Origin of the sequence: Oscillatoria sp. HE19RPO (assembly GCF_024220515.1) — a bacterium.
In the GTDB taxonomy this organism is placed as follows: Bacteria; Cyanobacteriota; Cyanobacteriia; order Cyanobacteriales; family Laspinemataceae; genus Laspinema.
Genome location: NZ_JAMXOT010000473.1, coordinates 1 through 1,798 on the forward strand (window position 1 = coordinate 1; position 1,798 = coordinate 1,798).

Consider the following 1,798-nt stretch of genomic DNA (forward strand, 5'->3'; position numbering starts at 1 on the left):
GCAATGCGCAGGCCCTCCGGAGGGCCTGCGCATTGCGCCCCTACAGATACCTTCCTTTCAGTTAAACGGTTGGAGGATTTATATTTTGCAATTCCCTAAGTATTTGTCGGGCGATTCTCGAATCGCCTCTACAGAGATTGGGTTGGGTTGGGTAAAACAAACCTGAATTCGAGGAAGCTAATCATTTTAAAATTCCCTGAATTGGTGTGATTTTATAACCGTTTATCCTCCATACTCAAACAGAATTTCATTGCGTTTCACGGCATCTACATGACCTTGGCTGGAATAGCCGGTAAACAGGTTGTGGATTTGCGATGGGGGCATCAAGGTGGTATGCCAGGTCTGCAAGAATTGGTGTAAGAGTTTATCCTGTTCTTGCCGAAATCCGTCTAAATAATTGCCTCGGTTGAGAATAGCAAAACAAATCCACCCTTTATCTTGGGTGGGGAGAATTCCGGCGAGGGCGCTGACATCCCATAAGCTGCCAGTTTTGACTACTGCACCACCGGGAATCTGTCGGTAGTCCATAGTGCCGCCATCCCGACCCGCGACGGGAAAGATGTCACTTAAACTGAGGTTTTTGGGTTGTAAACGTTGTTGAATTGCCATAAACATTCCACAAGCGGCCCGAGGAGAAATTTGGTTTTCTTGTCCTAAACCTGAACCATTAATCAGTTGAATTTCTGATAGGGGAACTCCGGCAGCTTCCGAGGAGAGTTGACGAACTTGGTTGACCCCGCCCAAGGCATCGGCTAACATTTGGGCCATGACGTTGTTGCTGTAAATGTTCATTTGTTGCAACAGTTCACGCAAGGGCAAGGACCGATGGCGGATTAAGAGGGTTTGGTTGGGAATGGGTTGGGAGGCGATCGCAATTTGTCCGGCGATCGCCACCTGGGGTTTCCGAGTCCCCGGTGCCATTTGCCAATAGGCATGGGCCGCCTCATGGGTCCACAGACGCTCATCGAGTGCCTCTCGCAACATTTGCGCACTCACCTCGGGATTCTCGTAAAAATTCATCGAGAAATTGCCCGTAATCATTAAATTACCCGTCACCTGACGAATGCCCATTTGATTGAGGGTATTCCCCAAAACGATCGCCTCTTCCCAAATGAAAAAGGGGTCATCTCCTCCCGTGACAATCAAATCCCCTTGTAAGACCCCATCGACAATTTTCCCGGTGGTCCCAATCAGGATTTCAAATTGATGATCGATGTCCCAGGTTAACAAAGCAGCTAAAGAGGTGGCGACTTTCGTAATTGAAGCGGCAGGGAGGGGAACTGTCCCCTGGTGATTCGCCAACAGTTGATGACTCGATTGCACCCAGACCCCTTGACCTTCAGCCGAGAGGCCCTTAGAGACCAATCCCTGCAAGTATTGCTGTACCTGTTGTTCGGTGGGTGGATCGGCAATCTCAGCCAGAACATAGCCAGGAATTGCGGGTCCTAAGACTAACTCCACCGCATTTTCCCGAGGGAGTTTTAGCCCCATCATATCCAACCACACCGAAAGCAAACCGGAACTGAGTAAATCCAGCATCACCACAAATTCTTCAAGCGTTCTTTATCCTTTTTACAAGGTTTTGTGCGCGATCCCCTCAAAAGATGCCTTGAATGGTGGGGGCGATCGCCACGGGATGAACAACCGGATTTCGCTTCTAAGGGAACTCCAAAAAATAAAACCTTCAAAAAACCCGCAGGCTCAAGCCTGGAGGCTCACAGGACAAAGCGGTGCCTGCGCGGGCTAAAAGAGCCTTGTTAGGTGCGATCGCATCAAAGCAAGGATGATTTATTTGTTG

General features: G+C 49.3%; 1 protein-coding gene. It reads right to left on the minus strand.

The features are described from left to right. Positions 1 to 222 precede the first annotated feature (222 nt). On the minus strand, positions 223 to 1,539 hold the full coding sequence (locus NG833_RS29770) for a D-alanyl-D-alanine carboxypeptidase (protein ID WP_254568880.1): 1,317 nt from the start codon (positions 1,537 to 1,539) through the stop codon (positions 223 to 225). Positions 1,540 to 1,798 lie beyond the last annotated feature (259 nt).

Coding starts and splice junctions, on each gene's coding strand:
- NG833_RS29770 (WP_254568880.1), bottom strand. CDS start 1,539: ATGCTGGATTTACTCAGTTCCGGTTTGCTTTCGGTGTGGTTGGATATG.